Genomic DNA, 12,202 nt, shown 5'->3' with positions numbered 1-12,202 from the left:
GTACACGCACTTTGTTCAGCAGTCTCCTAGCTGATCTGGATCACCGAGCGAAGGACTTTGCCTTCGCGCAGCCGTTCGTAGGCGGCCGCGCAGTCGTCGAGTGGCACGACTTCGCTGACGTACCGGGCGATGGGGAACGACCCGTCCTCGACCTGCGCGGTGATGGCCGCGAGGTCACGCTCGGGTAGGCAGTCGCCCCAGTGCGAGATCTCGATCCGCAGGCGTTTGAGGAAGACTTCGCGCATGCCGTAGTCGGCGACCTCGGTCTGCGTGGGCGCCCCCGAGAGGATCACGCGCGCGCCGCTACCGGCCAGGGAGATCGCCGTGCGCAGGGTGGCCGCGCCGCCGACGGCGTCGATGACCGTGTCGAATCCGGTGGGCAGATCGCCCCGGCCGGGTACGTGCACCTCGGTCGCCCCGAAGGACTTGGCCTCCTCCAGCTTGTCCGGGTTGAGATCCAGCGCGAGGATCCGCCCAGCGCCGGCCGCCTTGGCCGCTCCGATGGCGGCCAGCCCCACGCCCCCGGAGCCGATCACCGCCACGGCGTCGCCTTCGACCACGCCGGCCGTGTTGTGTACAGCCCCGTAGCCGGTCGGGATGCCGCATCCGAGCAACGCGGCCTGCTCGTCGGGGAGGGCCTCGGTGATGGGGGAGACGTGCTGCGCCTCGACCGTGACGTGCGTGGCCAGGCCGCCCGCGGCCAACACGGAGGTGAGCGTCTCGCCCGTTTCCAGTCGCGCCGACCGGGCTGGCCGGATCTTGTTGACGCACGACAACGCGCGGCCGCGACGGCACTGGTCGCACTCACCGCACGGGGCCATGAGGGCGACGACGACACGCTGCCCGGGTTCCAGCCCGGTGACCTGGGGTCCCACGGAATCGATGTGGCCGACGATCTCGTGTCCGAGCAGGTAGGGAAAGTCCGTTCCGGAGCTCCCGTCGATGTAGTGCAGGTCGCTGTGGCACAGCCCGCACGCCTCGACCGCGATCAGCACTTCGGTGCCGATGGGCTCGGGCACTTCGATGGGGACGACCTGAACGGGCCCGCCGGCCGAGGTCACCACGGCGCCGCGCGCCTTGCGGTACTGGCTCATCTCACATCTCCTTGGCACTGGGGCCGTGCGCATCGATCAGCACGCTCTTGACGTTGGTGTAGGCGAGGAAGCCTTCCTCGCCCATCTCCTGGCCGAACCCGGAGGCCCGCCGTCCGCCGATGGTGGTCTCCACGCCACCGTGCACGGCGTACGAGTTGATCCAGAACATCCCGGCGTCCACCGCGCGGGCGGTGCGCAGAGCGCGTCCGATGTCGCCAGTCCAGCAGCCACCGGCGAGCGCGTACTCGGTGGAGTTGGCCAGCTCGATCGCCTGCTGCTCGGTGGAGAACATCTGCACGGCCACGACCGGGCCGAAGACCTCGTCTTTGAGCACGGAGGCGTCGGGCACATCGGTGCAGTCGATCACCGTGGGCGGATAGTGGGCGCCGCCGCCGGGCGTGGTGACCGGCTCGCCACCGCACAGGACCGTGGCGCCCTGCGCCCGTGCCCGCTCGACGATCTGATGCACGCGGTCGACGTCGCGATGGGTGATGAGTGTGCCTACCTGGGTGGCCGGGTCGAACGGGTCACCCACTCTCAGCCCGGAGGCCTCCGCCACGTAGCGGCCGAGGAACTCCTCGTGGATACCGTCCTGCAGCAACAGTCGCGAGCCAGAGAAGCAGCGTTGGCCGCTGTTGCGGAAGATCGCGCCGAGTGAGCCCGTGACCGCCTGGTCGAGGTCGGCGTCGTCGTAGACGATGTTGGCCGACTTGCCGCCGAGCTCCAGGATGAGCCGCTTGTGTCGCCGCACGGCTTCCTCGCCCACCATCACGCCGACCCGGCTGCTGCCGGTGAACGAGAGCATGTCGATCTCGTCGGCCTCCACCAGTGCGCGCCCGACCTCTGCGCCGCCCTGGACGAGGTTGATCACCCCCGCGGGGATGCCCACGGCGGCCGCGTGCTCGGCGAACGCGGCGGCCGCGTACGGGTTCTGGTCAGGGGACTTGACCACCACGGTGTTGCCGGCCGCGATCGCCGCCCCGGCCTTGAGGGCGGAGAACATGAGCGGGGCGTTGAAGGGCATGAAGATTCCGACCACGCCCACCGGGTCGCGCCACGTCAGGCGCTCGAGGCCACTGCCCTCGACCATGGTGGTGCCCTTGACCCGGGTGGCCCAGCCGGCCGCGGACTCCAGGAGCCCGGCTGCGGCATACACGTCCAGCACGGCCTCACCATAGGTTTTGCCGTTGTCGAGGGTGATGAGGTGCGCGAGCCGGTCGAGATCCCCGATCAGTGCCATGCCCAACCGCATGAGCATGCGGGAACGGTCATCGGCGGAGGTGGCGGCCCACCCGGCCTGCGCCGCGCGAGCCGCCCGGGTCGCCGCTGCGACCTGTGCCGGGCTGGTTGCGCGGGGCGTGCCCAGCACAGCGCCGTTCACCGGCGAGGTGACGGTGAACTGCTCTCCGGCCCCGTCGACGAAATCGCCGTCGATCACCGTGAGCGACTCCGGCAGCGCAGCCGTGGCCAGACGCTCCGTCGCCTCAGAGGTGTTCAGCAGATCGGTCACGTCACTGTCCTTCTTCCGCGCCGGAGGCGGGCACGACCTCGCGGATGAACGACATGGTGACCTCGTGATACTCCGCGGGAGATTCGGCGAAGGCGTAGTGGCCGGCGTCGGCGAACTCGTGGTAACGGGCTGCGTCGACCATGTCGCGCATGCGGCGCATGCCCTCGGCCTTGCACGCGGGATCGTGAGTTCCCGGCAGCATGATCGTGGGCAGCGACAGGGTTTTCAGTGACGGCACGGAGTTGTATTCCGTGATCGCCTGCATCGACGCCAGGAACGCCTCGGTTCTCATGGCGGACACCACCTCGAAGACCTTGTCGACCTGAGCCCCCGACGCGCCGGGGGCCATCATCGAGGTCAGCAGCCCGGTGGCGTACTCGGGGACGGTGAGGCCGCCCTTCGTGATGGGCTCGACCCGTTCCTCGAGGTACTTGGCCTTGTCCTCCTCGGTCCGGTTGGTGAAGCCGGGGGACGCTGCGGACAGGATGAGCCCGTCCAGGGCGTCGCCGACCAGCGCCGGCACGCGCGGGCCGATGAGGCCGCCCATGGAGTGACCCAGCAGGATGTTGTGCCGGGTCTTCTCGGCCAGGACCAGCCGCGCCGCGTACTCGGCGAGCAGCGGGACGCCGTAGCCGGCGGGGACCTCCTCGCCGGCGCCGTAACCGGGGCAGGTCCACGCCACCACCCGCAGGCCCGCATCCGTCCAGCGGCGGATCGAGTCCTCGAAGTAGTAGCGGTCGCCGTACGCGCCGTGCAGCAGGAACAGGGTGGTGTCCCCGCTGCCTGCGACCTCGTAGTCCGGCAGCGGCCCCTCGGGCAGTGCGGTCGCCACCAGTCCGCGACCGGCCTCGGCGCGACGCCACCAGTCGCTGATCGCGTCCGCGACCAGGCCCGGCTCCTCCGACGGCAGCATGTGCGCGGTGTCGGGGACCTCGACGTACTCGACGTCGTTGGACCGGGCCCATTCCCGCTGGCGCTCGGTCGGTACGACCTGATCGTGCTCGGCGGTCACCACCAGCACCGGCACGTCGAGTCCGGCGAGGAACTGTGCGCGGTCCGGCCGCTGGCCCAAAGCCACCGCGTGGGCGGCGAACCGCTGCGGGCCGTATGCGCGGGCCCCGCGCAGCCGCTCCTCGCGGACCGCCGGGTCATCGGCACGCTCACCGTGGAACACCAGGTTCATCCGGCCCACGGCGAGCTGTTCGTACTGCTCGTCGGAAAGATCGGCAGCCCGCTGCACGCGCTGGGCCGCCGAGTCCGCGTCCTCCGCGTCGTCAGGACTGTTGACCAGGGCGAGCCCCGCGACCAGGGACGGATGGCGCTCGGCGAGTCGCATGGCGACGACGCCGCCGAAGGAGTGCCCCACAACCACGGACGCGGGCGGCACCTGCTCGGCCACGGAGTCGACCAGCGCGTCGAGGTCCGGCACGGCGGGCAGATCAGCGGCGACCGTCTCGAAGCGCTCGGGCAGTGCGCGGCGCACGGGGTCCCACACTAGGGAGTCGTTGTGGAGGCCGGGGAGAAAGACGATGGTGGTCATACGGCCAGCGCCCGCCCTTCGCCCTCGATGCGGTCGCCTTCGACCCAGCAGGCGTGGGTGCCCACCGAGATCCGCTCGGGCAGGATGATCCGGCAGATCGGCCCCGACTCCATGTCGTCGAGCCGGAAGATCACCGCCTCCGATCGGTCCTCGACCATGTCGGTGACAAAGGTGATTCCGTAGCCGTCGTCCTCGCGATCGGTCGCGTCAAGCCCCCGCGCGATGGCCGGCTCGCTGCCGAAGCGGCCCTCGCCGAACTCGAGGCGGGTGGTCTTGTCCTCCGTCATGTCGTAGCGCTTGAGGCCGGTGAGCAGCCACTCTCCAGGCAGGAACGTGGCGTTGTAGCTGTAGCGGTAGGGCAGGCCCTGGACGTCGTTGGAGATGACGGGGAACTCCGTGACCTCGTCGTCCAGCGGGAATTCCCGCACCTCGCCCGTCTTGAGGTTGAACATCCACCGGTACATGTGCGAGCCGGTGGCTGTGGCGTCGACGTTGCGCTTGATGCGTGCGTAGATGTCGTGCGCCTCGGTGCCGCCCACCGGGGGCTTGACCAGTTCGGGCCAGATGCAGCCGTCCTGGATGATCCAGTCGCCCTGTTCGTAACAGTTGGCCAGGTGCATGATCCAGGCCGGCTTGGCCTCGAACCAGCGGACGTCCTCGCTGCGGCCGAAGCGGGGGATGATGCCGAACCGCGCCGGGATGTCGTTGTGGAATTTGCCGCGGCGGATGCCCTTCTCCAGCAGGTCGGCGTCGAAGAAGTACGGCAGGTCGTGCAGGACCGAGTAGTTCTCGGTCATGCCGATGTCGTGGGGCCAGCGGGCGCCCGGCAGATCGATCGGTACGAAGTGGACGAGGTTGTCCTCCTTGTTCACCACGCCGTAGTTTAGGTACGGCGGCTTCTCGGCGAAGTTGAAGAAGATCATGTCGCCGGTCGAGTTGTCGACCTTGTAATGCGAGGCCATACCGCCCGGGACGAACTTGGCCCAGTTGGTATTGGGACCTAGTGTTTCGAGGGTGGTGGGGCTGAGGGTCCACGGCTCCGAACCCTGGGACATTGTGGCGTAGAGCTTGCCGGCGTGCGCCTTGACGTCGGTGCCGGCGTTGTCCTTCATCGCGCCCATCGATCCCCAGCCGCGACGCTCGTACTTCTCCGGCTCCATGATGCCGGGCCAGAGGGACTTCTTGGCGCCCTGCTCGGCGAGGAAGCCTGTGGTGCGCACGAACGCGTTGCGGTACTCGGCCTTGCCGTCGCGGAACCGGACCGCGTGGAGCATCCCGTCGCCGTCGAACGGGTGGTAGACGCCCTTGGGCAGCAGCGCCTGGTTGTGGGTGTTGCGCACGTAGAGTCCGTCAAGGTCTTTGGGGATCGTGCCGATCACCTCGAGCTCGTCGCTGCTCACCGCGTACTCGCGGCCCTGGGGGCGCCAGGGTCCCTTGAGCCACGGATTGTCGATGGACTCGTCGTCGGGGACATCGATGTAGACGGTGTCGTTGACTTCGAACATGGTACTGCTCTCCTTCGGGCCCGATCCGGGCCGAAACGGTGCTTACTCGTGAGGGGGTTCGGGAGGGGCGATGACGGCGAGGATGGTGTCGGTGAGCCTGGTGGCCCAGTTCTCGCCCTCCTCCCAGCGACCGGCGATGGTCATGGCGTAGAACGAGCCGACGAACATGGCGACGATGACCTCGATGTCGAGGTCCGGGCGGGCCTGTCCATTGGTCTGAGCGGTCTCGAGGATGTCGCGCATCTGCCGACGGCGAGGTTCGACGAGCTTCTCCAGCAGTTGCTCGTAGATCGCAGGGTGGTGTCGGCGTTCGACGATCGCGGTGCCGAGCATCCCGACGTAGTGGTTGCTCGACCAGCGTTCGACCAGCGACTCGGCCTGGTCCATGAGGTCGCGGCGCAGGTCTCCCGTGGGCTCGTGGACCGAGCCTTTGATCTGGTTGGCGACCGCGGCGATGACCAACTCGTCCTTCGATGGCCACCGCCGGTAGACCGTGGGCCGGGTCACGCCGGCGTCACGGGCCACCAGGTCGATCGAGGTGCGCTCGTAGCCGTCACGGCTCAGCCGCAGCGCGGCGGCTTCCAGTATCGCGTCATCGGTGGAGACGTTCCGGGGCCGACCGGGCTGGGTCTGTTGAGTCACTGTCGTGGGTCCTTTCAGGGTGGTTCAGAGGCTGTCAGTTGATGGATATAACATCCACGACCGACTTCAGGCCCTCCCCGTGCTGGTACTCCATGAGCTGGACCTCGTCGCGCCAGTTGGGATCGTTCACCCAGTCGAGCGAGGTCTTGGCGCCGTCCGGACCGATCGGGATCTCGGTGTCAATCGTCCAGGCCGCGTTCATGACATTGACCCGGTTGAGGCCGCCATCCAGGCCGGCGGCCTGCTCGAGCACGTCGAGCATGAGCTTGCCGATCTGGTAGCCGCCGGCAGTGTAGGAGCTGTCGACGTCGGCCTGCGGAGCGAACTTGCCTAGCGTCTCGCGGTACTGGAGCATCTCCGGGTCCTCGGCCGTCACCGGGTTGGCGGGGTCGTCGGTCACGGTGAGCACCTGGACGCCGTTCGCGGTGGCGCCGATGGGCATGAAGTTGGACTTCATGGCTGCGCAGGTGTTGTTGACGATGATCTGGCCACCGAAGTCGGCTCGGCGCAGACCGGTGATCAGCGGCGGGCATGCGGTGGTGTTGGTACCCAGGAGGACGACATCCGGGTTCTGCGCCATAGCCCCATTGATCTGTGCAGTGACGCTCGGGGCGGCTGCGGCGACCTGCTCGGTGCCGACCAGTTCGAAGTTCGTTCCCTCGACGGCGTCGCGGACGCCCTGCTCGAACACCTTTGCACGGTCGTCGTCCGTGGTCACAAGAACGATCCGTCCGCCGTCACGGCCGCTCTCGGTGAGCGAGCGGATCCACAGCGCGGCTTCGGTCTCGTACGGCATGAGGTTGGCCGTGGTGAAGGGGTGGGCCTCGGGGTTGGCCGCGATGTCGGACACACCAGTGGCGGTCCAAAGCTGCGGGGTGCAGCTCTCCTCAGCGAACGGCTGTGTGGCGGCGACCAGGGGGGTTCCGACCTGTGCCACCATCGCGGTGACCTGTTCGCTGTCGATGAGCTCCCGGACGTTGGTGACCGCGCGGGCGGTTTCGAAGGCGTCATCCTTGACCACTAGTTCGAGGGGGTGTCCCTCGACGCCGCCGGCCTCGTTGGCCTCCTTGAACACCGCGTCGATCGCCTGCGCGATGTTGTTGACCACGGCCAGCGGCCCGGACTGCGCCAGGCTTACGCCGATCTTGATCGGCTCGCCGTCCAGCACGGCGGCCAGGGCGTCGGCCGGGCAGGAGTCCGCGGGCACCGGTCCGCTGGCGGTGCCGCCTTCGGAGCTGGAGTCGCCGCGGGCGCAGCCGGTCATGGCGAGGGCGCCGACCGCGCACATTGCGATCATCTTGGTGAAGCTCTTCATCATCACTCCTGGGTTGTGGGTGTCGGGGAGGTAGAGGTATCGGAGGCCTGGGCGGCCGTTCTGGAGGTGCGCGCGGATCCGCGCTCGCGGTACCTGGCGATCCAGCCGGGGACCGCTGCCGGCAGCGATGCCAACCCGCCAGGTAGGAGGAAGACCATCGCGATCAGGACGATCGCGTAGAGGATGTTGGCCTGCGGCCCGCCGACCACGTCCGCTGTGAAGGACGGGAGGAAGGCGATGACGCCGCCGCCGATGAGCGCGCCCCACAGACTGTTGACGCCGCCCACGATGAGTCCGGTGGTGAGCAGGATCGTGAACAGCAGGGCGTAGTCGTCCGGCCCCGCCACCTCGAGAACCATGATGAGTAGCGGCCCGGCAACGGCACCGAGCAGGCCGGCATAACCGAAGGCCAGGACTCGCTGCTTGCGAACGGCGATGCCGTTGCTCAGCGCGGCGGACTCGTTGGAGCGGATGAGCGCCATCGCCCGGCCGACACGCGAGCGGGCGATGTTGGAGACGAACAGGAAGCACAGCCCGGCGATCGCACAGATGACGAGGAAGCGGAACTGGGTGTTTGTGAGGGCGAGCCACTCGGGCGCCGCCAGGTCGACGCGGGCCAACTTGCCGTTGGCTCCGCCGGTGAAGTCCGAGTATCGCTTGATGATCATCGGGAACACGATGGCGAGTCCGAGCGTCATGGTGGCGAGGTAGTGTCCCTTGACGCGGAGCGCAGGCAGGCCGAGTAGACAGCCGGCCAGAAAGCCCAGCACCGCGGCCACCGGGATGGTCGCCAAGATGGGCCAGTTGTAGTCGGCGACGAGGATCGCGCCTGTGTAGGCGCCGAGTCCGACGAAAGCGCCCTGGGCGAGGGAGAGCTGACCGCTGAATCCGACGACCACGGACAGTCCAAGGATCGCCACGGCGTACACGACCGCCTTGGAGAAGCTGATCAACTCGAAGTCGGGACGGGCGAATGCGATGGCGACGGCCACCACTGCGAGCAGACCGGCGGTGACGAACGGCCGACGCGCGAGGGCACGGAGTCTGTTGGTCCTGGACTGCGGGGCCGGCACGGGGGCGGCGCCGGTCGCACCCGCGTGTGGTGCGGGCGCTGTTGCCGTGGAATTCATGGTCTGACCACCTTTGCTGATCCGAGGAGACCGCTGGGCTTGAGGACGAGGACGAGGAAGATCACTGCCAGAGCGACGGCGACGTTGAGTTCCGGGCCGAGGAAGTTGATGGCGCTGGGGACGGTCGCTTCGAGCAGCCCCACCACCAGGCCGCCGATAAGGGCGCCGGGCAGACTGTCGAATCCACCAAGTGCCGCTGCAGCGAATCCGAAGAGTAGGCCGTTGATCAGCAGGTTGTTGTGGAGGATGCCAGCCTGCTGAGAGAACAACACGCCCACGAATACGCCGATGGCGGCGGCGAGGCCCCAGCCGATGGTGAGGAGCTGGGTGCGGCTGATGCCGAGGTAGGTGGCCGATTCAGGGTTGGAGGTCACCGCTCGGTATGCCAGGCCCATCCTGGTCTTGTTCAGCCACAGCTCGATCGCAGTGAAGGTCACCAACAGCAGGGCGATGCCGCCGAGCGTGAAGTAGGTGATGTGGACGACCGGGACGCCGGTGAGGAGTTCGACTTGGTCACCGAGGCCGTTGGGTAGCGGGGATAGTCCCCGCTCGGTGCCGGTACCCCAGATCGCCGCAGCTCCGGCGTTGAAGAGGAGGAAGAGGCCCAGAAGCACGATCAACGGGGCGTAGGAGCTGGTTTGTGGCACCGGTTTGAGCAGGAACCGCCAGGCCAGGGCACCGATGAGGAACATCACCACCATGGCGAGCAGCATCGCGACCCACACGTTCACGCCGAGGAGACTGGAGATGGTGAAGACGACGAACGCCCCGACCATCGACATCTCGCCCTGGGCGAAGTTCAGCTGATTGGAGGTCTTGAAGATGAAGACCAGGGCGAGTGCGAGGAAGGCGTACAGGACGCCGTTGGACAAGCCGTTGATCAGGCTCTGCAGGACGATGTTGAGTTGGAAGTAGTCGGCGTTAAAAATGGCGTTCATTTGGCGATTTCCCCTCCGAGGTAGGCCTGCTGGACGGCCGGGTTACCGCTGAGCTCCTCGGCCGTACCGGCGAGGGCGGTTCGTCCGACTTCCAGGACGAACCCGTGGTGAGCGAACTCGAGGGCGAGTTCTGCGTTCTGTTCCACAACGAGAATCGCCATGCCTGACTCCCGGTTGATCTCCCCGAAAAACTGGAGGATCTCGCGGACGATCTTGGGCGCGAGGCCGAGTGATGGCTCGTCGAGCATGAGGAGCTTAGGGGCGCTGAGCATGGCCCTGGCGATGGCGAGCATCTGTTGCTCGCCGCCACTGAGCAACCCGGCGGGCTGACTGCGCCGCTTGCCCAGGACGGGGAACCGTTCGAACCAGTGGTCGATCTCCTTGGTCGCGGCGGCTCGGTCCTTGCGGAAGATCGCGCCGGTCTGAAGGTTCTCGTGGACCGACAGCTCCGCGAAGGTGCCGCGCCCCTGCGGGACATGGGCGATGCCGGCGCGAGCGATTGTGGACGGCGAACGGCCGAGGATCTCCTTGCCCTCGAACTTGATGGAGCCGGTGGCCTTGACGGTCCCACTGATGGCGCGGAGCGTCGTGGTCTTACCGGCGCCGTTGGCGCCGAGCAGAAGCGTGATGGCCCCGGGGGCGACCCTGAGGTCGACACCGTGGAGGACCCGGATGGCTCCGTACGACGCGTTCAGGCCGCGGACGTCGAGGAGTGCACTCATGCCGCTCCCACCCCCAGGTAGGCCTCGACGACGTCGGCTCGGCTCAAGACCTCGTTCGGCTCGCCCTGGGCCAGGACGGAACCGAAGTTGAGGACGACGAGCTTGTCCGACACGGCGCGGATGAGCCCCATGTGGTGCTCCACCAGGACGATGCACAGGTCGCTGTCGCGGTGCAGGCCGGCGATCTTCTCGGCGAGCTCGTCGACCTCGGAGTGGGTGAGCCCGTTGGCCGGTTCGTCCAGCAGGAGGACGCGCGGTTCGAAGGCGATGGCCCGGGCCAGCTCGACCTGCTTGAGGTTGGGCAGTCCCAGTTCGGAGCAGGTGCGATCGGCGATGGACTGCAGGCCCAGCCTCTCGATGGCACTGTCGGCGCGCTCGGCTGCCTCACGGGCCTCCTTCGCGGAACCGAGGCGGAGCCCGCTGCGGATCCAGCCGAAGCGGCCATGCCGGTGGGCGCCGATGAGGACGTTGTCGCGGACAGTGAACTCGGGGACGACGGCCGCGTGTTGGAAGGTTCGGGCGATGCCGAGTCGGGCGATCTGCTCGGTTCGCATTCCTGAGATCTCGGTCCCGTTGAAGGCGATGGTCCCCGTGGACGGGACCATCCCGGTGATCGCGTTGAAGGTCGTGGTCTTGCCCGCGCCGTTGGGGCCGATGAGCCCGAGAACCTGCCCGGCTCGGGCGTCGAAGGTCACGTCGTCCACGGCGACAATTCCGCTGAATTGCACCCGGAGCGAGGTGACCTCCATCACGGGAGGCAGCTCTATCTGTGTCATGGGCCACACCATACCGCTTTACGTTACAGTAAAGTCAAGTACCAGAAAGTCACCCGTCACCGAGCCAGGCCCGGTGCGGACTCTCGTAGATCTCCGGGTGGGTGCGGTGGTGATACTTGTCGCTGATGAACTCGCCGATCGTCGTGTCGAGTTCGGACAGAATCAATACGGGCTCGGGGTGTCGCCGACCGGTGGTGAGATAGCCCGGCCGTTCGGGTGGCGGCGGGGGAGAGGCGCTGATCGGCAGCCGCGGGAGGATGCGGACTCGGTTGGGCGAGTTTGGCTGGAATTTTTCGGGTGGAGTCGACGGATTCGGAGAACATCGTCGAGGGGAAGCCAAAGCCAAAGCCGGATCCGAAGCCGGCCCGCCGGGCCCGATGTCGTCGAGCGACAGACCGGACTTCTGCAGGGCCTCGGCCGTGGCCGGGATGGGCGCGGTGAGCATGATGGCCGGGTCATCGCCCGCCAGGGACGCGGTGTGCACCCGCGCGATCGGGGCAGCCCGCGCCAAGACACAATATCGAATCGCGGTCATTCCGCGCCCTCGTCCAGCGAATCGCCAATAGTGGACAGACGTGTCAGCTGTTCGGGACGGGTCGAGTTCGCGGTATGCGCACCTCGGCATCGTTTGGCGGAAGGTCTGCGTATCAGCTCCGGCCGTGTTCGCGTCCCGAAGCGCTGGCAGGGGCGACCGCCCAAGCGCATCGCAAGCCTTCGGTAGTCCCTTTCACCTGCTGATTCAATGATGCATCAGATGAGGCGGAATGATGATTCATGCAGGTCAAGAACGTGTCGAGGTGTACGATGAGGCCTCCTACAGGCGCGGCGTCCGGGCTGCGTCTGTACGGTGACGTCGCCCCGAGAAGATGATTCTGCAGGTAGGGACCGACCCTGAAGCTGCGCACGAGGGGCTGCTCAAGGTTCGGCGAATGATTCATCTGATGCGATACGCAAACTACAGCTTTACATAAGATAAGTTATCGGCGTTAACGTAATGGCCGGTCGGGCCCTGTTTTGGGGCTACGGTGTG

At 67.2% G+C, this 12,202-nt stretch carries 10 protein-coding genes and 1 pseudogene; all 11 read right to left on the bottom strand.

Going from position 1 to position 12,202, the window contains the following annotated elements; translation table 11 throughout:
* Positions 1-26: 26 nt before the first annotated feature.
* Positions 27-1,094 carry an alcohol dehydrogenase catalytic domain-containing protein gene (locus HMPREF3086_RS05005; RefSeq protein WP_070720496.1) on the bottom strand — a complete coding sequence of 356 codons (1,068 nt, stop codon included), beginning with the start codon at positions 1,092-1,094 and terminating at the stop codon, positions 27-29.
* Between the two features lies 1 nt (position 1,095).
* On the bottom strand, positions 1,096-2,604 hold the full coding sequence (locus HMPREF3086_RS05000; protein ID WP_168169058.1) for an aldehyde dehydrogenase family protein: 1,509 nt from the start codon (positions 2,602-2,604) through the stop codon (positions 1,096-1,098).
* Between the two features lies 1 nt (position 2,605).
* Complete coding sequence (locus HMPREF3086_RS18905; protein ID WP_168169057.1) at positions 2,606-4,144, bottom strand: alpha/beta fold hydrolase; 1,539 nt, start codon at positions 4,142-4,144, stop codon at positions 2,606-2,608.
* Positions 4,141-5,649 (bottom strand): carotenoid oxygenase family protein, encoded by a 1,509-nt coding sequence (locus tag HMPREF3086_RS04990; protein WP_061229814.1) that lies wholly within the window; start codon positions 5,647-5,649, stop codon positions 4,141-4,143. The genes HMPREF3086_RS18905 and HMPREF3086_RS04990 overlap by 4 nt, the downstream gene beginning before the upstream one ends.
* A 42-nt stretch (positions 5,650-5,691) precedes the next feature.
* The gene (locus tag HMPREF3086_RS04985; RefSeq protein ID WP_061229815.1) at positions 5,692-6,291 is read right to left on the bottom strand and encodes a TetR/AcrR family transcriptional regulator; all 600 of its coding nucleotides are present in this window, start codon (positions 6,289-6,291) and stop codon (positions 5,692-5,694) included.
* 34 nt (positions 6,292-6,325) lie between these two features.
* Positions 6,326-7,609 (bottom strand): ABC transporter substrate-binding protein, encoded by a 1,284-nt coding sequence (locus tag HMPREF3086_RS04980; protein ID WP_083324315.1) that lies wholly within the window; start codon positions 7,607-7,609, stop codon positions 6,326-6,328.
* Positions 7,609-8,736 carry a branched-chain amino acid ABC transporter permease gene (locus HMPREF3086_RS04975; RefSeq protein ID WP_083324314.1) on the bottom strand — a complete coding sequence of 376 codons (1,128 nt, stop codon included), beginning with the start codon at positions 8,734-8,736 and terminating at the stop codon, positions 7,609-7,611. Before HMPREF3086_RS04975 ends, HMPREF3086_RS04980 begins: the two co-directional genes overlap by 1 nt.
* A complete protein-coding gene (locus HMPREF3086_RS04970; RefSeq protein ID WP_061229818.1) occupies positions 8,733-9,674 on the bottom strand; it encodes a branched-chain amino acid ABC transporter permease in 942 nt (313 codons plus the stop codon). Before HMPREF3086_RS04970 ends, HMPREF3086_RS04975 begins: the two co-directional genes overlap by 4 nt.
* Positions 9,671-10,396 (bottom strand): ABC transporter ATP-binding protein, encoded by a 726-nt coding sequence (locus tag HMPREF3086_RS04965; protein ID WP_070720490.1) that lies wholly within the window; start codon positions 10,394-10,396, stop codon positions 9,671-9,673. The genes HMPREF3086_RS04970 and HMPREF3086_RS04965 overlap by 4 nt, the downstream gene beginning before the upstream one ends.
* Positions 10,393-11,172, bottom strand: a complete 780-nt coding sequence (locus HMPREF3086_RS04960; RefSeq protein WP_109149116.1) for an ABC transporter ATP-binding protein — start codon at positions 11,170-11,172, stop codon at positions 10,393-10,395. Before HMPREF3086_RS04960 ends, HMPREF3086_RS04965 begins: the two co-directional genes overlap by 4 nt.
* Before the next feature lie 373 nt (positions 11,173-11,545).
* A pseudogene (locus HMPREF3086_RS17915) lies at positions 11,546-11,671 on the bottom strand (acetyl-CoA C-acetyltransferase); the annotation flags it as partial.
* Positions 11,672-12,202 lie beyond the last annotated feature (531 nt).

Source organism: Dietzia sp. HMSC21D01, assembly GCF_001815995.1.
Taxonomy (GTDB): Bacteria; Actinomycetota; Actinomycetes; order Mycobacteriales; family Mycobacteriaceae; genus Dietzia; species Dietzia cinnamea.
This window is presented reverse-complemented; position numbering and strand designations above follow the sequence as displayed.

Bases quoted from the DNA above. Each gene is read 5' to 3' on its own strand.
- HMPREF3086_RS04980 (WP_083324315.1), bottom strand. From the start codon at position 7,609: ATGATGAAGAGCTTCACCAAGATGATCGCAATGTGCGCGGTCGGCGCC.
- HMPREF3086_RS05005 (WP_070720496.1), bottom strand. From the start codon at position 1,094: ATGAGCCAGTACCGCAAGGCGCGCGGCGCCGTGGTGACCTCGGCCGGC.
- HMPREF3086_RS04960 (WP_109149116.1), bottom strand. From the start codon at position 11,172: ATGACACAGATAGAGCTGCCTCCCGTGATGGAGGTCACCTCGCTCCGG.
- HMPREF3086_RS18905 (WP_168169057.1), bottom strand. From the start codon at position 4,144: ATGACCACCATCGTCTTTCTCCCCGGCCTCCACAACGACTCCCTAGTG.
- HMPREF3086_RS04990 (WP_061229814.1), bottom strand. From the start codon at position 5,649: ATGTTCGAAGTCAACGACACCGTCTACATCGATGTCCCCGACGACGAG.
- HMPREF3086_RS04970 (WP_061229818.1), bottom strand. From the start codon at position 9,674: ATGAACGCCATTTTTAACGCCGACTACTTCCAACTCAACATCGTCCTG.
- HMPREF3086_RS04975 (WP_083324314.1), bottom strand. From the start codon at position 8,736: ATGAATTCCACGGCAACAGCGCCCGCACCACACGCGGGTGCGACCGGC.
- HMPREF3086_RS04965 (WP_070720490.1), bottom strand. From the start codon at position 10,396: ATGAGTGCACTCCTCGACGTCCGCGGCCTGAACGCGTCGTACGGAGCC.